Annotated in this window: 15 protein-coding genes and 1 pseudogene; 6 read left to right on the top strand and 10 right to left on the bottom strand. The window is 62.9% G+C overall.

The features are described from left to right. Window positions 1-14 precede the first annotated feature (14 nt). Window positions 15-3,035: pseudogene (locus tag AC0IYS_RS16455) on the top strand (exo-rhamnogalacturonan lyase family protein); the annotation flags it as partial. A gap of 1,306 nt (window positions 3,036-4,341) precedes the next feature. On the opposite strand, the gene AC0IYS_RS16450 reads toward AC0IYS_RS16455, so the two are convergent. From AC0IYS_RS16450 to AC0IYS_RS16415, 8 genes are all read right to left on the bottom strand, one after another. Then, window positions 4,342-4,836: an REP-associated tyrosine transposase gene (locus tag AC0IYS_RS16450; protein ID WP_471706162.1), complete on the bottom strand. Its 495-nt coding sequence runs from the start codon at window positions 4,834-4,836 to the stop codon at window positions 4,342-4,344. A 227-nt stretch (window positions 4,837-5,063) separates the two neighbouring features. Beyond that, a complete protein-coding gene (locus tag AC0IYS_RS16445) occupies window positions 5,064-5,573 on the bottom strand; it encodes a TspO/MBR family protein (protein ID WP_471706161.1) in 510 nt (169 codons plus the stop codon). A gap of 47 nt (window positions 5,574-5,620) precedes the next feature. Beyond that, entirely contained in the window at window positions 5,621-7,306 is a 1,686-nt protein-coding gene (locus AC0IYS_RS16440; RefSeq protein ID WP_471706160.1) for a hypothetical protein, read from the bottom strand. 158 nt (window positions 7,307-7,464) lie between these two features. Then, the gene (locus tag AC0IYS_RS16435; protein ID WP_471706159.1) at window positions 7,465-10,434 is read right to left on the bottom strand and encodes a Tn3 family transposase; all 2,970 of its coding nucleotides are present in this window, start codon (window positions 10,432-10,434) and stop codon (window positions 7,465-7,467) included. Window positions 10,435-10,436: 2 nt separating this feature from the next. Next, window positions 10,437-10,994 carry a recombinase family protein gene (locus AC0IYS_RS16430; protein ID WP_471706158.1) on the bottom strand — a complete coding sequence of 186 codons (558 nt, stop codon included), beginning with the start codon at window positions 10,992-10,994 and terminating at the stop codon, window positions 10,437-10,439. A 146-nt stretch (window positions 10,995-11,140) separates the two neighbouring features. After that, window positions 11,141-12,163, bottom strand: a complete 1,023-nt coding sequence (locus AC0IYS_RS16425; RefSeq protein ID WP_471706157.1) for an AraC family transcriptional regulator — start codon at window positions 12,161-12,163, stop codon at window positions 11,141-11,143. A 24-nt stretch (window positions 12,164-12,187) separates the two neighbouring features. Continuing rightward, window positions 12,188-12,706 (bottom strand): hypothetical protein, encoded by a 519-nt coding sequence (locus AC0IYS_RS16420; RefSeq protein WP_471706156.1) that lies wholly within the window; start codon window positions 12,704-12,706, stop codon window positions 12,188-12,190. Window positions 12,707-12,715: 9 nt separating this feature from the next. Further along, window positions 12,716-13,624: an SDR family oxidoreductase gene (locus AC0IYS_RS16415; RefSeq protein WP_471706155.1), complete on the bottom strand. Its 909-nt coding sequence runs from the start codon at window positions 13,622-13,624 to the stop codon at window positions 12,716-12,718. Between the two features lie 366 nt (window positions 13,625-13,990). Here AC0IYS_RS16415 and AC0IYS_RS16410 point away from each other — a divergent pair, with 366 nt between their 5' ends. The 3 genes from AC0IYS_RS16410 to AC0IYS_RS16400 all read left to right on the top strand — a co-directional run bounded on the left by AC0IYS_RS16410 (window position 13,991) and on the right by AC0IYS_RS16400 (window position 17,372). Continuing rightward, window positions 13,991-15,784 (top strand): glycoside hydrolase family 2 protein, encoded by a 1,794-nt coding sequence (locus tag AC0IYS_RS16410; protein WP_471706154.1) that lies wholly within the window; start codon window positions 13,991-13,993, stop codon window positions 15,782-15,784. Next, window positions 15,785-16,993, top strand: a complete 1,209-nt coding sequence (locus AC0IYS_RS16405) for a sensor histidine kinase (RefSeq protein ID WP_471706153.1) — start codon at window positions 15,785-15,787, stop codon at window positions 16,991-16,993. Window positions 16,994-17,102: 109 nt separating this feature from the next. Then, window positions 17,103-17,372: a GlsB/YeaQ/YmgE family stress response membrane protein gene (locus tag AC0IYS_RS16400; protein WP_471706152.1), complete on the top strand. Its 270-nt coding sequence runs from the start codon at window positions 17,103-17,105 to the stop codon at window positions 17,370-17,372. 95 nt (window positions 17,373-17,467) lie between these two features. Here the strand turns inward: AC0IYS_RS16400 and AC0IYS_RS16395 are convergent, their stop codons facing one another. Further along, the gene (locus AC0IYS_RS16395; RefSeq protein ID WP_471706151.1) at window positions 17,468-18,379 is read right to left on the bottom strand and encodes a manganese catalase family protein; all 912 of its coding nucleotides are present in this window, start codon (window positions 18,377-18,379) and stop codon (window positions 17,468-17,470) included. Between the two features lie 219 nt (window positions 18,380-18,598). Beyond that, complete coding sequence (locus tag AC0IYS_RS16390; RefSeq protein ID WP_471706150.1) at window positions 18,599-19,945, bottom strand: amino acid permease; 1,347 nt, start codon at window positions 19,943-19,945, stop codon at window positions 18,599-18,601. A 172-nt stretch (window positions 19,946-20,117) separates the two neighbouring features. Here AC0IYS_RS16390 and AC0IYS_RS16385 point away from each other — a divergent pair, with 172 nt between their 5' ends. Beyond that, window positions 20,118-21,359, top strand: a complete 1,242-nt coding sequence (locus AC0IYS_RS16385; protein ID WP_471706149.1) for a cyanophycinase — start codon at window positions 20,118-20,120, stop codon at window positions 21,357-21,359. A gap of 134 nt (window positions 21,360-21,493) precedes the next feature. Then, window positions 21,494-23,839: a GH92 family glycosyl hydrolase gene (locus AC0IYS_RS16380; RefSeq protein ID WP_471706148.1), complete on the top strand. Its 2,346-nt coding sequence runs from the start codon at window positions 21,494-21,496 to the stop codon at window positions 23,837-23,839. Window positions 23,840-23,859: the final 20 nt, after the last annotated feature.

Raw genomic sequence — 23,859 nt, 5'->3', positions numbered from 1 at the left:
CGGAGCGGCGGCAAATGAGCGATACACTGGAACGGCGTCAATTTCTTAAACTGGCGTCCTTGCTGACGGGCGGCGTCGCCGTGCTGGCCGACGTGCTGCCCGCGCAGGCGTTCGCCGCGCACAGCACGGATGCCGGCGCTCCCGTCCCGGCGCCGGCCGGCGAAACGGTCCTGCATTGGCTCGAAGGCGCGCCCGCCAGTTTCAGTGGCGCGACTTGGGGCGTGCCATGGCCGCAGGGGCGGGTGCCCGGGAATGCGGCGTTCGAGTTGCGTGGCGCCGCCGCTGGTGCCGGTGCCCGCAAAGGCGCCGTGAAGGCGGCGCAATCCTGGCCGCTGGCCTACTGGCCCGATGGCACGCTCAAATGGTCGGCGCACGCGCTGCCGCCCGAAGCCGGCGGCGGCAAGCCGGAAGCCGGCTACACGCTGCATCCGCTGATCGGCGCCGAAACCTCCAGCGCCGGCCCGGCCGGCGCCACGCTGGCAAAGGAAGGTTCCGGCGGAATCGACATCGATACGGGCGTGCTGCAATGCGCGCTTCCCCGATCGGGCGCGGTGCTGGTGACGGCGATGAAGCGGTCGGGCAAGCCGCTGCTGCGCGATGGCCGGCTGTTGCTGCTGGTGGACGATACGATCGACGACGAATCGGCGGGCGCCGGGCGCCGCTCCTACGATGGTGCGATCGACAAGGTGACGCTCGAGCAGAACGGACCGCTGCGCGCGGTGGTTCGTGTCGATGGCAGCCACCGGCACGCGGACGGCGCCAGGCTGCTGCCGTTCGTGGTTCGCCTGTACTTCTACAAGAACTCGGACACGGTTCGCCTGGTGCACACGCTGGTGTACGACGCCGATCCGGCCAAAGCGTATATCCGCGGCGTCGGGCTGCGCTTCGGCGTGCCGCTGTCCAGCCCTTTGCACGACCGCCACATCCGCTTCGTCGGCGACAACGGCGGCGTCTTCGGCGAGGCGGTGCGCGGCCTGACCGGCTTGCGCCGCGATGCCGGTCAAAGCGTCTACGATGCCCAATTGTCCGGCCGGGCGGTGCCGCTGAAGGAAATGTCGGCGGCGGTCACCAAGGGACTGCCTTACGTCCCGGCGTTCGGCCACTACACGCTGCTGCAATCGCATCCGGATGGCTTCTCGATCAGCAAGCGCACCAAGGCCGGCCAGGGCTGGATACACGCCGCCACCGGCGCGCGCGCCAGTGGCACCGGCTATATCGGCACGCCGGACGGCGGTGTCGCTTTCGGCGTGCGCAATTTCTGGCAAAGCTATCCCGGCCAGATCGATATCGGTGGCGCGGAAACCCCGCTTGCCACGGTCACCATGTGGCTGTGGGCGCCCAAGGCGTCGGCGATGGACCTGCGCTTCTACCATGACGGCATGGGCGAGGACACGTTCGAGAAGCAGCGCGCCGCGCTCGACATCACCTACGAGGACTACGAGCCGGAATTCGGCACGCCGTACGGCGTCGCCCGCACCAGCGAGCTGGAATGGCAACTGCTGCCGGCGACGCCTTCGGCCGATGAACTGGTGGCGATCAGCCGCCGTATCCAGTCGCCGCCCCAGTTGCTGGCGACGCCAGCGCGGCTGCATCAAGCCGGCGTGTTCAGCGAATACTGGAGTCCCGCGCCGGAACGGCCGTCGCCGGAGGCGGCCAAGCTGGAAAAGCAGCTGGCGTGGAGTTTCGACTTTTATCGCAACCAGGTCGAGTACCGCAAATGGTACGGCTTCTGGGATTACGGCGATGTGATGCACACGTATGACGAGCAGCGTCACGTCTGGCGCTATGACGTGGGCGGTTACGCGTGGGACAACTCGGAGTTGAGCACCGATATCTGGTTGTGGCACTACTTCCTGCACAGCGGCCGCGCCGACGTGTTCCGCATGGCCGAGGCGATGACGCGCCACACCGGCGAGGTCGATGTCCACCATATCGGTCCGTTCGCGCCGCTCGGTTCGCGCCACAGCGTTCAGCACTGGGGCGACAGCGCCAAGCAGTTGCGCATCTCGACCGCCGTCAACCGCCGCTTCATGTACTACCTGACTGCCGACGAACGCATCGGCGATCTGCTCACCGAGCAGGTCGACGCGGTGGAGCGCCTGCGCACCGTCATCCCGGGCCGGAAGATCGGCCAGGTGGCGCCGGCGGACGATCCGAAAAACTACGCTAGCGTTGCCTTTGGCACCGACTGGGGCGCGGTGGCGGCGGCCTGGTTCACCGAATGGGAGCGCAGCGGCAAGCCGAAGTACCGCGACAAGCTGTTAGCCAGCATGGCCAGTATCGCCGCGCAGCCGCTCGGGTTCCTGGCCGGCGGCGGCGTGATGGACCTGCGCACCGGCGCGTACGTCGTCGATCGCGAGAAGAAAATCAGTGTGTCGCATCTGAGCGCGGTCTTCGGGCTGCCGGAGATTTGCAGCGAATTGATACGCACCGTGCCGCAGCCGGGGTTCCGTGATGCGTGGCTGCGCTACTGCCGCTTGTATAACGCCAGCGAGAAGGAGCAGAAGGCGGAACTCGGCCAGGACCTCGGCAAGCTGAACCTGGGACAGGGCCACGCGCGCCTGCTGGCCTATGCGGCGGTGGAATGGCAGGACCGCGCGATGCTCAAACGCGCCTGGGCGCAGTTTTATGAGGGCCGGGCGGGCCTGGTGGAAAAGGACCTGGTATCGCGCCGCGTGAAGCCGCCCGTGGTGCTGACGGAAGTGGAGGAGGCGCCGAGGATTTCGACCAATTCGATCGCCCAGTGGGGCCTCGGCGCCTTGGGCATGATGGCGCTCGACGCGACCAGTGCCGTCGTCTGCAAGGATGACTTCCAGCGCTTCGATCCGCAGGCATGGGCGGTGGAGGCGGAGGCCGGCGGCGCAGGCAAGGCCGCGCAGGCGGTATCGCGTGCGCTGGTGCTGGACGCGAGCCGTGGCTTGACGGTCTGGCTGCGCAAGCAGTTGATCGGTCACTATGAGATCAGCTTCACGCGGACCGTACTGGCCGAGCGAAAACCGAACGAGCGCTTGTCGGATTTGAACTTCTTCTGGGAGGCGCAGCTGGCGGGGGCGGCACTCCGGAGCCGTTCCGCCGTTCGGGCAAGCTGGAAGAATACGACAAGGTGCCGATGTTCTATGCCGGCATCGGCGGCAACACGAATACGACATCGCGTTTCCGCTATTACGACGGCAGCGGCGAGCGCAAGCTGCTGCAGGAATACCTGGCTCCGGAGTATCTGCTCAAGTCGAATCACCCATACCGTATTCGCATCGTGGTCGATGCCAGGGGGACGCGTTTGTATGTCGACGATCGCGAGTTCTTCTCGGCGCCCGGGCCGCTGGCGGGCGGCGGCTACTTCGGCTTCCGCACCACGCAGTCGCGCCAGAAGATCGAGAACTTCGAGGTGCGGCGCGTGGGTTGACCGGTCACAGTACCAGGATGCCCTGGAGCGAGGAGATCTTGTGCGGATCGGACCAACTGCCAAGCAGTTTTCCGCCCGCGCTGAACTCCAGCAGCTGGCGACCTTTGTGGCCGTTTTCCGACCCGTGGCCCTGCCAGTTGGCGACCATGACGCGGCCGTCTTCCAGCACCTGGAACGTCGCGTAGAAGAATGGCGAGACTTCCCCGGGCATGAGATTGGCGCCGCCGAAGGTGGCGATCAGATTGCCGCGCCGGTCGAAGCGCGCCATGAAGGCGCCGTAGCCGGCCGAGACCAGCGTGGAGCCGTCGTCCATGCGCTCGGCCTTCCACGCGTGCTCGAAGCCCGGCGCGCGCATGGCGTTCAATGCGATCAGCGAGGTGTCGGTTTCCAGAATGTGGTCGTTCATGCAGAACAGGTAGGTGCCAAGGTCGGTGGTGCGCATCAGGCGAACGTAGTCGCAATCGCGGCGCACGCTGGACACCTGGCGGTACTCGCGGTCGAGGGTAAGCACGTTGATGCCGCCGGCGCCGTCGAGGTTTTGGCCGGTGACCAGGGTGGCGCCATTGACCATGCGGCGGGCGGAGGTGACATTGTCCCAGCGGTCGCAGGCGGCCAGTACTTCGCCGGAGGAGATGGAGAGTTCGAAGAAGCCGCGTTCGAAGCCGATCAGGGCGCGGTTCGGGCCGATGCGCTGCATATCGCGGGCGGCGGGGAAGTCTTCCAGGCTGCGCGTCCAGCCGTAGCGGGGATTGGTGGTATCGATCAGCGACAGCTTCTGGAGGCCCTCGTCGATGGCCAGGAATTGGTGCTTCATTCGTCTCCTTCGTGGCTTTTTGCAGATCGTATCATGGCGGGGCGGACGATGGAGATGATAGCGGCGAATGAGCCCAACATTGTGGCCATGGATGCTGGCGCACCCCAGAGCCACGTAGGGCGGATTAGCCGAAGGCGTAATCCGCCAACTCACGCGCCCCACACCAATCCACCGGATAAACCCCGGCTGCGACATAACGGTGAAAACTCGACCAAGGCCAATCCTGGACCCGATTTACCAGGCTGTGTTTAAGGGGATTCCAATGAAGATAATCCAAATGATGGCTTAAATCATGCTCATCGCGGATGGCATGCTCCCAATACCGCGCTTGCCAAAGGCGTTTTCCCTGACCTGCATACCGAGTCATATGCGTTTTGATCAAGCGCCAACGGATTGAAAAATCACTATCGCCGGCCGGCAAGCGCCATAGCGCGTGCATGTGATCTGGCAAGAGCACCATGCCGACAATCTCGAAAGGATGGCGACATCGGACCTTCTGAATCGCGGTGCGTAGGAGTAGCCTTGCCTCCGGGTTGACGAAGATCGGCGCACGTCGCGCGGTGACGAGCGTGAAGAAGTAGGTGCAGCCTTCGATGTAGATCCGCTTGTAGTCGGGCATATGTCCTCCTTGGGGAAGCAGTCAGCCTATCCGTGCGCTTTGAGATGCTGTTGTGCGGGCGCAAACAGTTTTATCAAAGTCGATATTGATAATGTACGATATTTTCTTCCGGTATTTTGCGCGCGGGTTGGCGGCTCTTGGCGGATTACGCCTTCGGCTAATCCGCCCTACGTGTTTCCGTAGCGTTCGAAGTATCAGGTATGAGACGGGCCGGCTTGCCGTGGGCGCTAGCCCAATACCGAGGGGTTGCGTTGCCAGATGCTGTAGCACAGTGCCGTGGCGTAGCTGACCCACAGGATATAGGGCACCAGCAGCAGTCCGGCGATCCTGTCGCGGCGCCCAAACGCGCGGATCGTGGCGGCGATCAGCAGCCATAGCACGAGAATTTCCACGAACGCCCAAGCGCCCTGGCGCCAGGCGAAAAATAGCCATGTCCACAATGCGTTCAACGCCAGTTGAACCACATACAGCGTCATCTCCGTCCGCACGCCGCCTTGATCGTCGGTGCGCTGCACGCGCCAGGCGGCGATGCCCATTAACAGATACAACACGCTCCACGCGGGACCGAACAGCCACGCTGGCGGCGCCCAGGAGGGCCGGTCCAGCTGCATGTAGAACGCGCCCGCCTGCGCCGATGCAAAGGCGCCGATGGCGGCGAAGGCGAACGTCAGCAGCAACCATCCGGCAAGCGCCGGCAGTCGCAGTGGTCTGGCGTGGGTTGGGGCGTTTGGCGTCATGACTCGGTCTGTTTAATCGTCGTGCAGAGAGTCTAACCCGCCGCCGATCAGATGTCTGTACGCGATCGTACTTTTTTCCGCCTGCTTCGCCACGCCATCGCGATGCCGCCAGTCAGGCAAAGAACGCCGGCCGCCAGGACATATGTCGCGGTGACCGATTGCGGCCTTTTTTCCTTCGGCGCCAGCGGGTTTTTCATCGAGGCGGGAAAGTCGCGCGGCCCTACCGGGATGATTTTCCAGTCGGCGCGGTCGGCCGGCGCGCGCTTTTGATATTCATTCAGCGACATCACCGGATCGGAGCCGAACGCGCGCGAGGAGGGAAACTGCGGGATGCGCACGAAGACGATCGCCTCCAGATCATCCGCCAGTTGTGCCTCGATCGCGCTGCGCGCGCCGCCCTTGTCCGTCAGACGATTTAACAAGTCCTCGCCGATCGTGTTGAAGGCGACGAAGGGCATCAATTCCGTGCGCTCGGTTGTGAGGTAGTCGTAGGCGCTTTGCCCGCTGGCGAGACTGACCTCCTTGAGCGCCATGTACGGCAACGCGAGTGCGGCCTTCAACGGACTTTCGCCACCCAGGCGCGGAATTTCCCAGCCGAGGGTGCGCAGCGTTTCGACGTTGATGCCGGCGCAATTGGTGCCCGCGTGGCGGTAGTGGAAGTCCTGGCTATAGAAGTGGTTGAAGACGCGGCTGATCGCTTCCTGGTAGAGCGCGGGCACCCGCTGGCCTTTCATGACGGCGACCAGCATGTAGGAGGGTCGGTACCAGGATTGGCCGCTGTTCAAGTCCGCCATGTAGGCGTCCATTGGCAAGGTCGAGGCGATGATACCTTTTTCGCTGACCGATCCGAGATTGTAGAAGTTGTTGACCAACCAGTTGTCCCAGCCACCTTGCTGGTCGAAGCGGCCGGTGGCCACCGCGAAGTGGCCGCCGTACGCTTCGTCGTCGTCGCCCTGCGCGCCGTTGAGGATAAAGGCCAGCGCCGGTTTTCCGGCCAGTGGGAATTCCCCGGCGCTGGCGCCGTCGCGGCGCCACAAGGTGCGCGCGGCGAGCGGATCGCGCGCGCCGCCGCCGTTGATACGCACCAGGCTTTCGATGGATTCGCCGTTCTTCAGCGGGGACAGGACGGGGAGTGCGGGCAGGGCGTAGTCCTTCGGCCATAAGGTGCGCGCGTGGAAGGTACCTTCCTTGAACATCCCGCGCGCCTTCATCTCGCGTCCGGCGAAGTAGGCCTGGCTGCTGGCGTCGAAGTACGAGCGGTTGCTGGCAAGTCTCGCGGTTAGCGCCACGGGCAGCGCGGAGCTGGCGCCGATCAGCGATGCGGCGTCGGCGGCGAGGCGTCCTTCGGCGATCTGTGGAGAGCCGATCCAGATCAGTTGGGGTGGTTTGCCCTGAGCTTTGGAGGCGGTAGAGGAGAGCCAGGCGCGGACATCGTCCTGCGCGCGCAGACGGGGCGTCGAACCGACTGCGTCTCCACTCGCGACGGCGACGGTGTCGTCGCCGAAATACCAGCGGGCCTGCGGGGAGGCGGCACAGTCCTTGCAGTCGGCTCTGGTAACGCGGAAATCGGTTCCTGCATGAAGGCCTATGGAGCTTGCGGCCAATGCGTCGCGGGGTAGGCCGGCCGCAGCTTCGGCATGCGCGGCCGGTGCGGTGGAGATCAGATAAAAAGCGACAGCGGCCATGGTCAGGGCCAGGCCTGCGCGATGCGGCTGAAGGCGGGATTGCGGCATGTGGCGCTCCATATCTGTGGACGCGCGATCGCTGCCCTGTGTTGGCCGGCATCGCGAGTGACCACTGTACGGGAGTTACCTTCAGACATTCTTAACATCCATCAAGAGTCAGACTGGACCATGATGGGGTCGTCTCAGAAAACGGAAAATAAAGCACGCTAAGCCGGTGGCAGCGGTCGCAACGGCCTGAACTTGCCCGCACCGACCTTGGCACTGCTGCGCCAGAGGTAATCGCCGGTCAGGTTGATGTGCTCCCAGCCCAGCGGCGACAGATATTGCAACAGCGTGTAGTCCAGCACCTTGCCGTGGGTACGCAAAGCACTGGTGGCACGCTCCAGATAAACCGTGTTCCACAACACGATGGCCGACGTCACCAGATTGAGGCCGCTGGCTCGGTAGCGTTGTTGCTCAAAGCTGCGGTCGCGGATTTCACCCAATCGGTAGAAAAAGACAGCCCTGGCCAACGCGTTGCGCGCTTCGCCCTTATTCAGTCCGGCATTAACGCGGCGACGCAGCTCCACGCTTTGCAGCCAATCCAGTATGAACAGCGTGCGCTCAATCCGCCCCAGCTCGCGCAGTGCAACGGCCAGTCCGTTCTGACGCGGATAGCTGCCGAGCTTGCGCAACATCAGCGAGGCCGTCACCGTACCCTGCTTGATCGAGGTCGCGAGCCGCAAGATTTCATCCCAATGGGCGCGTATCTGCTTGATGTTCAGCCGGTCGCTGCTAATCATCGGCTTGAGCGCGTCATAGGCGGTATCGCTCTTTGGGATGAATAGCTTGGTGTCGCCCAGGTCACGGATACGTGGCGCGAATCGGAAACCCAGTAGGTGCATCAGGCCGAAGACATGATCGGTAAAGCCCGCTGTGTCGGTATAGTGCTCCTCGATCCGCAAGTCAGATTCGTGGTACAGCAGGCCATAGAGCACATAGGTTGAATCGCGCACACCAACGTTGACCACCTTGGCGCTGAAAGGCGCGTATTGGTCGGATATGTGAGTGTAGAAAGTCCGTCCTGGGCTGCTGCCATATTTCGGGTTGATGTGTCCCGTGCTCTCGGCCTTGCTACCAGTTCTGAAATTCTGGCCATCTGACGATGATGTGGTGCCATCGCCCCAGTTTTCGGCGAAAGGTTGTCGAAACTGCGCATTCACCAGCTCGCCCAGTGCCGTCGAATACGTTTCATCCCGGATGTGCCAAGCTTGCAGCCACGACAGTTTGGCGTAGGTCGTGCCAGGGCAGGACTCAGCCATTTTGGTGAGTCCAAGATTGATGCCATCAGCCAGGATAGTCGTCAGCAGCAAGGTTTTGTCCTTGGCCGTGTCGCCGGTCTTCAGATGCGTGAAATGCCGGGTGAAGCCTGTCCACTCATCAACTTCCATCAGCAGTTCGGTAATTTTGACGTGTGGCAGCAGCATCGCCGACTGGTCGATTAGGGCTTGTGCAGTCTCCGGCACCGCCGCGTCCAGCGGCGTGATCTTCAGGCCGGACTCGGTAATGATGGCATCCGGCAGATCATTGGCCGCCGCCATGCGGTTGACGGTGGCAAGCTGCTGTTCCAGCAATGCCAGTCGGTCGTGCAAATACTGATCGCAATCGGTGACCACTGCCAGCGGCAATTCGTTGCCCAGCTTCAAGGTGGTGAATTTCTCGACCGGTACTAGGTACTCATCGAAGTCCTTGAACTGCCGCGAACCCTGCACCCAGACATCTCCTGAGCGCAGCGCGTTCTTCAGCTCCGACAGGGCGCACAGCTCGTAGTAACGCCGGTCAATGCCGTCGTCCGTGAGCACCAATTTTGCCCAGCGCGGTTTGATGAATGCGGTCGGCGCGTCGGCGGGCACCTTGCGGGCGTTGTCGCTATTCATATCGCGAAGCACCTCGATGGCATCGAGTACGCCCTTGACGGCTGGCGCCGCCCGTAGCTTGAGTACGTCCAGGAACTGCGGCGCGTAGCGGCGCAACGTAGCGTAGCTTTCACCGATGCGATGCAGAAAGTCGAAGCTCTCCGGTTGCGCGAGCTTTTGCGCCTCCGTGACGCTGGCTGCGAAGGTATCCCACGGCATTACTGCCTCGATGGCGGCGAACGGATCGCCGCCGCTCTGTTTGGCTTCCAGCAAGGCTTGGCCGATGCGGCCATACATCCGCACCTTGTCATTGATCGCCTTACCGGAAGCCTGAAACTGCTGCTGATGCTTGTTTTTGGCGGCGTTAAATAGTTTGCCAATGATGCGGTCGTGCAGGTCGATGATTTCGTCGGTGACGGTAGCTATGCCTTCAATGGCCAGCGAAACCAGAGTGGCATAGCGTCGTTGCACCTCGAATTTGGCCAAGTCGGCGGGTGTCATCTGTCCGCCCTCTCGGGCGATCTTGAGCAGGCGGTTCCGGTGAACTTGTCGCTCGATGCCTGCGGGAAGGTCAAGCGCCTGCCAAGCCTTGAGGCGCTCGATATGTTCAAGCATATGCCGAGAGTTCGGCTTGATGGGCGACTGGCGCAGCCATGCCAGCCACGTCAATTTGCTGCCGTCCTTGCGCTTGAGAAGTTCATCTAGGCGCTGACGGTGGTGCGACAACAAAGAATCGGTCAACGCCGCGTAAATGCGCCGGTTGGCACGGGTGATGGCCTCGGCGCTCGCGCGCTCGATGGCATTCATGGCGGGCAGGATGATGCTCTGCCGCCGCAGGTTTTCGATAAGGGCGCTGGCCAGCACAATGCCTTTGTCGGTCTGCAAGGCCAGTTCGGTCAATGTATGGACGGCTTGCCGGTAGTGGCTCATGGTGAAGGGCTTGAACCCGAACACCGTTTGCAACTCAACCAAGTGCTCCCGCCGTGTCTGCTCGCGCTGACCATACTCGTTCCAGCTTTCCACTGGCACTTTGAGTTGCGCAGCCACCATGCGCAACAAGGGCTGAAACGGAAGCTCATCGATGCCCAAAAAGATGCCGGGAAATCGTAAGTAGCAAAGTTGCACAGCGAAGCCCAATCGATTTGCGGGGCCACGGTGCTGGCGGATGATCGACAGATCAGTCTCGTTGAACGTGTACTGCCGGATCAGTTCGTCTTTGACATCTGGCAGTGCCAGCAGGCTTTCGCGTTCGGTGGCGGACAGGATTGAGCGGCGCGGCATGGTCAGTCCTCCCGCAGGTACTGGTACAGGGTTTCGCGGCTGATGCCGAAGTCACGGGCCACCAAGGTTTTTTGATCGCCAGCCGCGACTCGCCGTTTCAACTCGGTAATCTGTTCGCTGTTTAGCGATTTCTTTCGTCCCCGGTAGGCGCCACGCTGTTTGGCAAGCACGATCCCCTCGCGCTGGCGTTCGCGGATCAGTGCGCGCTCGAACTCCGCAAAAGCTCCCATGACCGACAGCATCAGGTTGGCCATCGGTGAGTCATCGCCGGTGAACGCCAGCCCTTCTTTAACAAACTCCATGCGCACGCCTCGTTGTGTCAGCCCCTGAACGATGCGGCGCAGGTCATCAAGGTTGCGTGCCAGCCTGTCCATGCTGTGCACCACCACGGTATCACCCTCGCGGACGAAGGCCAGCAGCCTTTCAAGTTCGGGACGTTGCGTGTCCTTGCCGGAAGCCTTATCGGTGAAGACCTTACCGACATCGATTTGCTCTAGTTGCCGATCAGGGTTCTGGTCGAAGCTGCTGACGCGGACATAGCCAATGCGTTGACCTTGCAAGATGCCTCCAAAGGTGAAAGTGTCAGGATGAAATCTATTACGCTTGGCAGCTTGTGTCAATAAATGCAAACTGCAACTCTATTCTGACGTAGTTTGCACCCAGCATCTGACATCAGGTTAGGGTATAGCTCAAACTGACTCGCAGATCAGGGGGCCGAGTTCCGGGTGCTTGGGTTGATGGATTCCTGAGCACGCCACTGTGTCGGCGTCATGCCCTGCCACTTGCAAAATGCCCGCTGGAAGGAGTTGGCTTCTTCAAAACCAAGGTAAAAGGCAATCTCACTTGGTTCCATGCTCGTGCGACTCAGCAGCTTGCAGGCCATGTCCTGACGCACGGTGTCCAGAATGCTTTGGTAACTGGTATGGGCTTCAGTCAGTCGTCTCTGTAAGGTACGTGGACTCAGGAGCAATTGCCGGGCTACGGCCTCCATGCTGGGGCGTTCCCCACGCATCATCTTGGTTAGTACAGCTTTCACTTGCTGATCCAATGACTGAGGCGAGATGGCGTCCAGTTGCAAGTCAAGCCCCGGTAGCAATGCCGCGATCAGATCCGCATTGCCGGTAACAAATCGCTCGTTCAACGTAGCGCTGGAGTAGACCAGTGCATCGTGATCCGCCCCAGCACAAACTTCGCAGTCAAAGTAGTCTGCATAGCGTTGTACATCGCTACGCAAATGCGCTAACTCAATCCGCAAAGGCGCAATGGATTTGCCGGTGCCACTGCGCAGAAGCAGGTCGATATTGGCAAACCCGGAATCGGTCAAGGCATGGGGCGCGAGGCCATGCGCCCACAACCAGTGAAAGCTGATGCGGGTTGAATCACTGTCGGGCTCCACGCGAATGGTCTCGGGGCATGTCAGGCGCTTGTACCTTGCCAGTCGCTCCAACGCCTCGCCAAAGGTGTGGGAGTACAGGGCTGCAAAGGATGCTGGGTCGAATTGGTCGGTGCGCGCTTCGCCGCCGATGCGCAGTCCAATTAGCGCGTCCCCGCTCACCGCTTCGATGGCCGCCCACAGGTCGAAATACTGGCGCGTGGTCAGCAACACTTTTGTTTGGTGGCGCAACATAGGCGAAATGCTTGCGTGGCGCAGCACTTGGTCTACGTCCAAACCCAGTTGAGCTAATCGTGTGAGTCCAGGGCCAAACAGAGGAATCCGGTCAGCTACCATGGGTGCTTGCGTCCTGTCGATCGTTCATGGTTGAACCGCATTTGGGGATAGCAATACAGCGGTGTACACCTTGGCCCTGTGGTGTGCGAATCCATCAATCACAAACCCCATCGCTCCGATGACAATTAAACCGATGGCAATACCGTGGGTGAGGTCATTGCGGGTGGCAAACGACACAGCAATGCCAGCGATGGCCAGAACGGTCCACAACACTTTCAACGGCATCCACCAGGCATTGACTCCATTGGTTCCTTCAAAACGATTGCGCTCGGCCTGAACAAACTCCGCTTGGCTTTGCGCGTACTGCGCGGGCATGGTGGCCAGCCGCTGACCGTTGCTGTAGACCTGAAAAACTCCCGCAAGCAAAGTAAATGTAGCCAAAAATGCTATGGGGTAGAAAAGCCCCTTGAGTAGGGTATTCTGGTCTGCGTGCTGCCACATCACTACCGCAAGACCTGTGGTTGTGACGCCAAACGCCGTCAAGAAAACGGCTTCCAGCCACTCACCTTTGTAGTAACTGACCAAGTGTTGTACGAAGTCCATATGCTGCTCCTATGGTTTTTGTTTGCCGACTTCGAGCTTGGCCAGATTGGAACCAAATAACCGTTTGGCAAATGAAATTTCCATGGCAGACAGTGGCTGCAACATGGTGCGGAGTTGCATTTTCTGGAACATGCGCTCCGGCAAGATGGCTTTGAGAAGAGCGTACAGCTTGGCATCGCCCCCTGAAACAATATGGAGCTTGCCCTTGGTGTGGGTGGCTGCCTTGAAAATTTCGTTGGCGATGCTGGTGGGAGAGGTCACGCTGGTAACCGATTCCTGTGCCGATAAAAAGATTTTGAAATACTTCTCATAAAACCCGAATGCCGGAGTTTTCGCGTCGCCACCGTCGTCCAGTTTGGTGAATATTTTGGTGGCGTGCAGGCCGGGGTAGATGGCCTTTACTTCGATGTTGAACGGGGCTAGCTCAATGCCTAGGCTCTCCGTCATGCCGCGTACCGCCCATTTACTGCTGCCATAGGCGGCAATAAACGGGTAGTTGAACTGGGCACTGGCAGACGCCAGGTTGATAAACACGCCTGAGCGCTTGCTGCGAAAATGCGGGATAAAGGCCTTGGTGACTGCAAACACGCCAAACACATTGGTATCAAACTGCCGCTTGATTTGCTCCATGCTGGATGTCTCGGTCGGCCCCATCAGGCAGTAACCGGCGTTATTAACCACCACGTCGATGGTGCCGAACTTTGCAATAACGGCCTGTGCGACGGCTTCTACCTGTGCAAAGTCAGTCACATCCAGCTCAAACAGTTCAACATTGGGAAACTCTTTGAATAACTGGCTATGTGCCGACAGGCCACGTACCGTCGCGGCCACCTGCCAGCCTGCTTGGGCAAATTGCTCCACGGTTGCTTTTCCAAAGCCCGAGTTGGTGCCAGTAATGAAAATGGTTTTGCTTGGCATGGTTTGGTTCCTGTGCAATGTGCGCGTTTTGCGCGATATAGCAATCTTCATGCATCAGGCCAAATTCACAAAATCATATTGCGCCATCTACACATCCGATTGCGCCAACAATGATTTCGGACTGCTGATCGAGCAGCTAGATAAGGCTTACCGTGCTTTATTTTCCGTTTTCTGAGACGACCCCATGATGCCATGTTTTGACAGATGTCGGGAAGGCGGGACGACTGGCTGGCAGGACTGCAGCCTCGACCGCGTCATCTTTTCCGGTTCGATTCCGCTCGGAATTGAACGTCGGGCCGGTGGCAAGCTTGGTAGCATGGAGTCGATCTGGCGGTGACGCCGTCGCTTTCACACGCGGGGAGTTGCATGAGTTTGACTGAGCCTCTGTTTGAGTATCCGCGCCCGCAACTGGTGCGCGACGACTGGCAATCGCTGAACGGCGAATGGGAGTTCGCCTTCGACGGCGACCGCCGCCGCGGCATGGCGGGCGAGGGGGTCGAGTGGACCCACCGCATCAACGTGCCGTTCGCGCCGGAGTCCGGCGCCAGCGGGTTGGGCGACCGATCGTTTCACTGCGTTTGCTGGTACCGCCGCCGTGTCGAGCTGGCCCGGCGCGGCCAGCGCACGATGCTGCATTTCGGCGCGGTCGACTACCATGCGCGGGTGTGGGTCAACGGCATGCTGGTGGCCGACCACGAGGGCGGCCACACGCCGTTTTGCGCCGACATCACCGACGTGCTGGTCGAGGGGCCGGCGCAGACCATCGTGGTGCGGGCCGAGGACGATCCGGCCGACCTGGCCAAGCCGCGCGGCAAGCAGGATTGGCAGCTCGAGCCGCATTCGATCTGGTATCCGCGCACCACCGGCATCTGGCAGAGCGTCTGGCTCGAACCGGTGCCGGCCACCTACATCCGCGCGCTGCGCTGGACGCCGGTGTTCGACGGTTTCGAGATCGGCTGCGAAGTGCTGGCCGGTGGCGATCCGCGCGCCGACCTGTCGGTCGAGGTGCGCGTCACCCACGGCGACACGCTGCTGGCGGCCGACCGCTATCTGATGGTCGGCATGGAGGCGACCCGCAAGATCGTGCTGTCGGACCCCGGCATCGACGATTCGCGCAACGACCTGCTGTGGAGCCCGGAGAGTCCGACCCTGCTCGACGCCGAGCTGACCTTGTACCACGGCGACCAGGTCATCGACCGGGTCCGGTCCTACACGGCGATGCGGTCGGTGGCGATCAACCGCGACCGCTTCATGCTCAACGGCCGGCCATATCCGCTGCGGCTCGTGCTCGACCAGGGCTACTGGCCCGACACGCTGATGACGGCGCCGTCGGACGCGGCGCTGCGCCGCGATGTCGAGCTGGCCAAGGAAATGGGCTTTAACGGCGTGCGCAAGCACCAGAAGATCGAGGACCCGCGCTACCTGTACTGGGCGGACAAGCTCGGCCTGCTGGTGTGGGGCGAGATGCCGTCCGGCTATGCCTTCAGCGCGCGCGCCATCACCCGGCTGCTGAAGGAATGGACCGAGGCCATCGAGCGCGACTACAGCCATCCGTGCCTGATCGTCTGGGTGCCGTTCAACGAGTCGTGGGGCGTGCCGAACCTGACGTCGATGCAGGCGCACCGCAACGCCGTCGAGGCCTTGTACCACCTGACGCGCATGCTCGATTCGACCCGGCCGGTGATCGGCAACGACGGCTGGGAGGCGTCGGCCACCGACATCCTGGGCATCCACGACTACGACGCCGACCCGTTGCGGCTGCGCCAGCGCTACGAGGTGGCCGATCCGGTGCGCACCTTGTTCGACCAGCGCCGCCCCGGCGGGCGCATCCTGACGCTGGACGGCTTCCCGCATCGCGGCCAGCCCATCGTGCTGACCGAGTTCGGCGGCATCGCCTACGACACCCGGGCCACCGGCAACCGCACCTGGGGCTATTCGCGCGCGACCGACGACGAGTCGTTCCTGACGCAATACACCGAGCTGCTCAAGGCGGTGTCGGAGACGACGATGTTCAGCGGCTTTTGCTACACGCAGTTCACCGATACCTTCCAGGAGACCAACGGCCTGCTCAACGCCGACCGCAGTCCCAAGGTGGCGCTCGCGGAGATTTGCAAGGCGACCTGCCATGGCGCCAACCTGTTCCCACTGCCGGGAGTGTGAATGAGCGATATCCAGCCATCGAAAAGTCCGCCCGAGCTCATCGGTACCGATTACCACGACCGGCCGCAGGACCTGCCGCCGCTGGCGCGGCAGCTGCTCGCGCTGCGCGATCGGCTGATGGCCGATTGGACCGCCGCGATCCTGGCCGACATCCAGCGTGCCAATCAGTTGCTGCCGCCAATACTGATCAATACCTTGCCGACGTTTTACGACAACCTGGTGCAGGCGCTGGCGCCGGGCTACCCGCGCCGCAACGCGGTCGTGGGCACGTCGATCGCCTCGGCCCACGGCGACGAGCGGGCCCGCATGACCACCTACCAGCCGCACGAGCTGATCGCCGAGTACCAGATCTTCAAGCGCGTCTTCCTGCGCATGGTCGAGCGGGAACGGGTGCCGCTAACGCCCGAGCAACTGGTACAAGTGCACGAATCGGTCGATGCGGCCGTGCTCGAGGCGATCGCCGCCTACACGGCGACGCAGGAGCGGTTGCGCCAGGACTATGTGGCGACGCTGGCGCACGATCTGCGCACGCCGCTCAGCACAATAGGCATGGCGGCGACTTTGCTGGCCAGGCGCCCGGAGCCGCAACAGGCGGTTGATCTGGCCGCCCGCGTCCAGTCCAATGTCGAGCACATCGATGCGATGGTGCGCGAGCTGCTCGACACGGCGGCGCTGAACAGCGCCCAAAAGCTGCCGCTCGATATCAGCTGCTTCCGCCTGCGCGAACTGGCCGAGGAGGTGCTGGCGGACGCGCCGAAGCGGCCCGGCCCGTACGAACTGGAAGGCGACGCGCCGCCCGGCCACTGGAGCCGGCGCCTGCTCAAGCGCGCGCTGGAGAACCTGCTGCGCAACGCCTGGAAGTACGGCGATGGGGAGCGGCCTTTGCGGATCGCGATCTCCACCGCGCCGGGCCGCGCCAGCATCGCCGTCAGCAACAGCGGCGAGCCGATACCCGAGGAGCGCATCGCCGACGTGTTCCTGATGTTTCGCCGTCATGCGCGCAACGGCGTGCAGGGTTGGGGACTGGGCCTGCCGTTCGTCCGGCATGTGGCCGAGTCGCACGGCGGCAGCGTGCTGATCGACAGTTCGGCCGAGCGCGGCACGACCGTGACGATCGACCTGCCGGCCGATGCGCGGCCGTTCTCGACGCAGCCACAAGGCCAGCAACCAGATCGGCAAGCTCGGAAAAATGGCCAGCAAGCGAGCTAGGATCAGTCCCACGCCGGGGCGGCGTGAGAGCCGATAGCAGCGGTGTCCCAGGCTTCGGATAATCACTCGACCGGCCGCCCGGCCGGCTTTTACCAACAAGGGGGATGCGATGAACCTGATACTTTGGATAGTCATAGGCGGCATACTGGGCTGGCTTGCCAGCCTGGTCATGAAGACGGACGCGCAGCAAGGGTTGTTATTGAACGTCGTGGTCGGCATCGTTGGCGCGTTGCTGAGCGGCTGGCTGCTGGCGCCGATGCTCGGGACCGGCACCATCAATTCCGACGACTTCAGCCTGGCGTCGCTGGGGGTGTCGTTTATCGGCGCGCTGATCCTGCTGGCGATCGTCAACCTGGTGCGGCGCGGCCGGGTGCGCTGAAGGACGGTGACCGCGCCCACGGCGCGGCGTGGACGTGTGGACAAGAAAAAGGGCTCCGGGGGAGCCCTTTGTACTATCGGGCGCGGTGTGTGGCGCTAGTGCGCGGACGAGCCGTTCTTGCCGGCGATGTTCTGGCCGATGCCCATGCCCAGCTCGGCGCCTGTCAGCGGCTCGGTCTCGGGGTCGGACATGGTGCGCACCGCCATCTGGTCGAGCAGCGCGCGCTCCTCGTTGGTGACCTGGACCGTCGCCAGGCCGTCGCCGCCATCGACCGCCATTTGCTGGTCGCGGTCGCTAACGACGGTCCAGTCGCCGCCTTCGTTCCACGGCCCTTGCACCTCTGGCCCGCCCTGGGACATGTTGAAGTAGACGCTGGTGAAGGCGGGCTGCCCCGGCAGTTTCCCCGGCGGGAAGTTGGGCTGGATCGCGTACAGCGCCTTCTCGAACGACTTCTGGTGGGCGATCTCGCGCGTCATCAGGAAGCCCAGCGCCTCCTTGACGCCGGGATCGTCGGTCAGGTTGATGAGCCGCTCGTAGACGATCTTGGCGCGCGCCTCGGCGGCGATGTTCGAGCGCAGGTCGGCCGTCGGCTCGCCGATGGTGTCGATATAGGCCGCCGTCCACGGCACGCCGCCCGAGTTGGTCAGCGGCGCGCCGGCGCCGTACAGCACCTGCGTCACATGGCTGTCGTTGCCGGCGCCGCTGATCTTGCGATACAGCTCGCCGGCCTGGTCGACGCCCTCGGCCAGTTCGGCCTTGGAGCCCTTGTTGAGCATGACGACGATATTACCGATGACCTCCAGGTGGCTGAGCTCCTCGGTGGCGATATCGTAGAGCATGTCGCGCCGGCCGGGATCGTCCTCGGCGACCGCCTGCGTGAAGTAGCGCATGGCGGCGGCCAGCTCGCCTTGCGGTCCGCCGAATTGTTCCAGCATCAGATTGGCCAGGCCGGGATTGGTTTCACCGACGCGAACCGTGTATTGCAGCCTTTTGTTGTGGGCAAACATGTGGGTCACTCCTCATTGGTGTGGTTGAGCACGAGGCGGCACGGCCTTCCGCGACGCCCGTCGGAGGATGGTGCGCGTTTGGCAAACACGGTGACATAGGAATACCGCGTCGCGGCATGTAGGAGGGCTAGCCGTCAACCGGCCAGCGGTTAGCGAGGCGCGAGCGTTATCGCTTAGGGGTCGTACCCCGCACGGGGTACGACCCCGCCTGGGGGCGGGTTAAAGCTGGCGCTGGCGCAACCAGTAACCGGCGCTGAGCGCGATCAGCCACACCGGGATCAGATACACCGACAGTTGCAGGTCCGGCGTCAGGTACATGACCACCAGGATGCCGGCCAGGAAGGCCAGGCACAGGTAGTTGGTCAGCGGGTAGCCCAGGCTGCGGAACAGCGTGGTCTTGCCCTCCATTTTCTTCTGCGCGCGGAAGCGCAGATGGATCCAGCTGATCATGGCCCAGTTGATGATCAGCGCCGACACCACCAGCCCCATCAGGAAGCCGAACGCCTTGCCCGGCATGAAGTAGTTGACGGCCACGCAGATGGCGGTCGCCAGCGCCGACACGCCCAGCGCCGCCAGCGGCACGCCGCGCCGGTTCACGGTCAGCAGCACGCGCGGCGCGTTGCCTTGCTTGGCCAGGCCGTACAGCATGCGGGTGTTGGCGTAGACGCAGCTGTTGTAGACCGACAGCGCGGCCGTCAGCACCACCGCGTTGAGCACGTGCGCCACCATATTGCTGTTGAGCGCCTGAAAGATCAGCACGAACGGGCTGCCGCCGCTGACGACTTTTTGCCACGGGTACAGCGACAGCAGGATGCCCAGCGCGCCGATGTAGAAGATCAGGATGCGGTAGATGGCCTGGTTGGTGGCCTTCGGAATGGTGCGGGCCGGGTCGTCGGCCTCGGCGGCGGTGATGCCGATCAGTTCCAGGCCGCCGAACGAGAACATGATGACGGCCATGGCCATCACCAGGCCGCCGAAGCCGTTGGGGAAGAAACCGCCGTGCTGCCACAGATTGGCGATGGTGGCCTGCGGGCCGGCCTCGCCCGACAGCAGCAGGTAGCCGCCGAAACCGATCATGCCGACGATGGCCACCACCTTGATGATGGCGAACCAGAATTCCATCTCGCCGAAGGCCTTGACGTTGGCCAGGCTAATGCCGTTGATGATGACGAAGAACGCCAGCGCCGAGACCCAGGTCGGTATGCCCGGCCACCAGTACTGGACATAGATGCCGACCGCCGACAGTTCGGCCATGCTGACGAGCACATACAGCACCCAGTAGTTCCAGCCCGACAGGAAGCCCGCCATGTTGCCGCAGTATTTGTCGGCGAAGTGGCTGAACGAGCCGGCCACCGGCTCGTCGACCACCATCTCGCCGAGCTGGCGCATGATGAAGAAGGCGATGATGCCGGCCACGCCGTACCCCAGCAGCACCGACGGCCCGGCCATCTGGATGGTCTGCGCGATGCCGAGGAAAAGTCCGGTGCCGATGGCGCCGCCCAGCGCGATCAGCTGGATGTGGCGGCTTTTAAGGCCACGTTTGAGTTCATTATTATTATCGGCCACTTGATTCCCGGTCGCTGATGAAAGATTATTGATGAAAGAGTTTCATTTTGGCACAACTTCGGCCTGCCGTGCAGGGGGCGGATGACGGTGTCGGCCTGCCGCTATGGTAGTCTATGCCTGATTGTTCAGACAAGATTGATAATTTTTGCGCCACACATTCAAGGAATACGGTATGTCGATTTTCGTTCGCGCGGTGCGCCGCGTCGGCTTGGGGGTATTGATCGCGCTGGCGGTGGCGCCTTTGGGGAGCACGGCGCTGGCCGCCGACGCCGCAAAAACCGCGCCGAAAGGCTCGCTGGTCATCGCCGGCGGCGCGGTGCGCGGGGATAACGCGGCCATCTGGCAGCGCGTGGTGCAGCTGGCCGGCGGTCCCGGCGCGCGCATCGCCGTGCTGCCGAGCGCCTCGGCCAATCCGGCGCGGGCCGGCGCCTATCTGGTGGCCGGATTGAAGCAATACGGCGCCGAGGGCTTTGTCGTGCCGCTGGCCGTGCGGATGAAAGACCGCGACTACAAACGCGACGCGGAGGACGAAACCCTGGCGCGCTCGATCCGCGAAGCGGGCGGCGTCTACTTCTCCGGCGGCGACCAGGCCTTGATCACGCAGGCGCTGGTGCGTCCCGACGGCACGCGCACGGCGGTGCTGCAGGCGATCTGGGATGTGTATGAGCGCGGCGGCGTGATCGCCGGTACCAGCGCCGGCGCGGCCATCATGAGCAGCACCATGTTTTACGAGGCCAAGACCGTGTTCGGCACCTTGAGCGAAGGCGTCAACGGCCGCGAGCTGACCGCCGGCCTGGGGTTTATCGGCGACGAGATCTTCGTCGACCAGCACCTGCTGGCGCGCGGACGCTTCGCGCGCATGCTGCCGGCGATGCTGAAGAAGGGCTATAAGCTGGGCATCGGCATCGATGAAAACTCCGCCGTCATCATCACCGGACGGCGCCAGGTGGAAGTGGTCGGCTACCAGGGCGCGCTGCTGGTCGATCTGACGCAAGCCAAGGTCGACAAGGCGGTCAAGGACTTCAACCTGTCCAACGCGCGGCTCAGCTACCTGGACCGCGACGACCGCTACGACTTGGCCACGGGCATCTACACGCCGTCCGCCGACAAGGTCGAGGGCAAGGTCGATCCGGAGAAGCCGTATCTCAAGGAGCCGGTGTATTCGACCGAGGTCCTGGGCCACAACACCATCCTGATCCTGATGTCCAAGCTGGTCGACAACAGCGAGACGCAGGCGATCGGCATCGCCATCGCCGGCCCGCTGGATCCGCGCCAGGACCTCGGCTTCGAGTTCAAGCTGACGCGCGACGCCGGCACCACCGGCTACAGCTCGGCAACGATGGACGCCTACACCGTTTTGAATATGCGGCTCGACGTCAGGCCATTGCAGATCACCCGGCCCTGGTACAAGTAACGCAATCGTCCGGTCCGATCCCGCTTGTTTAGCGCATTTACTAAACAGCGCGTTGCGCACGCCGATTGTGTTGACCGGCGGTCACACTGGCGCTATAAAGTTGGTTTGTCTTCTTCCACGATGCCAGGAACCCGATGAACGCGACTACTTTACTGCCGGCCGGCGCGCTGGTGCTGTCCCTGTTGTTCCCCTCGCTTTCGCAAGCGCAAACAGCCCCAGGCACGCCCGCCGCCGCGGTGAACGTCTTCATCGGCACCGGCGGCGACGGCCACACCTTCCCCGGCGCGGCGCGCCCGTTCGGCATGATCCAACTGAGCCCGGACACGCAAGTGCGACCGTTCCGCCAGAGCTACCCCTGGGCCGCCGGCTATCGCTACGAGGACGACAGCATCCTCGGCTTCTCGCACACGCACTTTTCCGGCAGCGGCCACTCCGACCTGGGCGACGTGCTGCTGATGCCCTACAGCGGCGAGACCAAGCTGGAGCCGGGCTATCCCGAGCGTCCCTTCAGCGGCTACCGATCGCGCTTCAGCCACAAGGACGAGCGCGCGGAGCCGGGCTACTACGCTGTCAAGCTGCTCGACAATGAGGTCGATGTCGAACTGACCGCCAGCGAGCGCGTGGGCCTGCACCGCTACCGCTACGCGCCCGGCGCGCCGGCCAAGGTGATCCTGGACCTGCGTAGCAGCATCTACGATTACAAGGCCAAGAACCTGTGGTCGCGCCTGCGCGTGCGCAACGACAAACTGATCACCGGCATGCGCGAGACGCGCGGCTGGGCGGCCGGCCGCCAGCTGTACTTCGCGATCGCGTTCTCGCAACCGCTGACGGCGCGCGCGTTGCGCAACATGGAGGCCGATATCGAATACAAGGGCTTCGCCGGCCCTGGCAGCGGCCCGAACGCCGATCCGAACCTCAAACCCTTCGTCGAAGGCAAGGCGCTGGTCGGCGCGCTCGAATTCGGCGTGCCGGCCGACGGCAAGCTGCTGGTCAAGGTGGCGATATCGGCCGTCAGCGAGGAGGGCGCGATCGCCAACCTGGCCGACATGCCGGGCTGGGACTTCGACGCCGAACGCGCCAGCGCGTCGGCCGCGTGGAACCAGGCGCTGGGCGCGGTGGCGATCGAGGCGGCCGCGCCGATGAAAACCATGGTTTACACGGCGCTGTACCACAGCATGCTGGCACCCGGCCTGTTCATGGACCGCGACGGCCGCTATCGGGGGCCGGACAACGAGGTCCACCAGGCCGACGGCTTCCGCTTCCATTCGACCTTCTCGCTGTGGGACACCTACCGCGCGCTGCATCCGCTGCTGACCTTGATCCAGCCGGAGCAGCGAAACGTCGATTTCGTGCGCTCGCTGATCGCCTCGCAAAAGGCCAGCCCCTACGGCATCCTGCCGGTGTGGCAGTACCACGGATTGGAGACGTGGTGCATGATCGGCTATCACGCGGTGCCCGTCATCGCCGACGCCTACATGAAGGGGATGAAGGGCTTCGACGCCGAGGAGGCGCTCAAGGCGATGACCAGCAGCGCCGAATACGGCCCCTACGGCGGCCTGGACCATTACATGAAGCTGGGCTACGTGCCGATCGACCTGGAGCCGGAGGCGGCGTCGAAGACGGTCGAGTACGCGTTCGACGACTGGACCATCGCGCGCATGGCCGAAAAGATGGGCAAGCAGGACGTCGCCGCGCGCTACTACAAGCGGGCGCTGAACTATCGCAACTCCTTCGACACCAAGACCGGCTTCCTGCGCGCCAAGAAATCCGACGGCAAGTTCCGCGAGCCGTTCGATCCGGTGCGCTCGAACTTCGGCAGCGATTACACGGAGGGCAGCGCCTGGCAATATTCCTGGTATTCGCCGCACGATAACGCCGGCCTGATCAAGATGCTCGGTGGCGATGCCGGCTTGCAAAAAAAGATCGACATGATGTTCGACGCCAAGGTCGACGACAACGTCTACGCCCACATGGAGGATATCTCCGGCCTGATCGGCCACTACGCGCACGGCAACGAACCGTCGCACCACGTGGCCTACCTGTACAACTACGCCGGCGCGCCGTGGAAGACCCAGCAGCGCCTGACGCAGGTGGTGGCGTCGCAGTACAACGCCACGCCGCAGGGCTTGTCGGGCAACGACGATCTGGGGCAAATGTCGGCCTGGCTGGCCTTCACGGCGCTGGGTTTTTATCCGGTGGCGCCGGGCAGCAACGAGTACGTGATCGGGCGTCCCTTCCTGGACAAGGCGGTGATGAACCTGCCGAACGGCAAGACATTCACCATCCGCGCCGCCGGCCTGAGTGCCGACAACGTCTATGTCGCCGGGGTCACCTTGAACGGCAAGCCGCTGGCGCAGACCTTCCTGCGCCACGAGCAAATCATGGCCGGCGGCGAGCTTGTGTTTACGATGGACAAGGAACCGAACAAGGCGTGGGGCAAGGGCGCGGCCGCGCGGCCGTACACGCAGACCGCGTACTGATCGGTCGCCGAACAGCAGGC

Source organism: Duganella sp. AC237 (genome assembly GCF_979254035.1).
Note: the sequence above shows the minus strand (reverse complement) of the source record. Positions and strands in the feature narration are given on the sequence as shown.